The organism is Xenorhabdus santafensis (genome assembly GCF_033949405.1).
GTDB lineage: Bacteria > Pseudomonadota > Gammaproteobacteria > Enterobacterales > Enterobacteriaceae > Xenorhabdus > Xenorhabdus santafensis.
This window is the reverse complement of the sequence record NZ_VCDN01000450.1, coordinates 1-378: the sequence shown is the minus strand read 5'-3', so window position 1 is coordinate 378 and position 378 is coordinate 1. Positions and strand designations below refer to the sequence as shown.

Here is a 378-nt window from a genome sequence, read left to right as displayed (position 1 = left end):
GTAGTTAATGACTTCCCTTCTAATTGACGTAATGTAGTTAAAACCAAATCTAAATCATTTCTTGAAGATAGCTTCCAGGCAACAATTTCATTGTTGTATAAATCTAACACAGCTGACAAATAGGCAAATTGTTCTCCGATTCGTACATAAGTAATATCTGTTACGAATTTTTGATTTTGCTTTTCAGCTTGAAACTCTCGATTCAAATGATTTTTAAATACCACAGATGTTTTTCTTCCATAAAACGGACGTTTTTTTCGAATGATAGATTGAATACCCAGCTCTCTCATAAGACGACGAACACGTTTATGATTCATTACCATTCCTTCTCGAGCCAAAGCACGAGTCATACGTTTATACCCATAGTAAGGGTGCTGA

Annotated in this window: 1 protein-coding gene; it reads right to left on the bottom strand. The window is 34.7% G+C overall.

Features of this window, described 5'->3' with window-relative positions; translation table 11 throughout:
* The coding region (locus FE392_RS20910; protein WP_319931998.1) for an IS3 family transposase at positions 1–378 on the bottom strand (378 nt) is incomplete at both ends.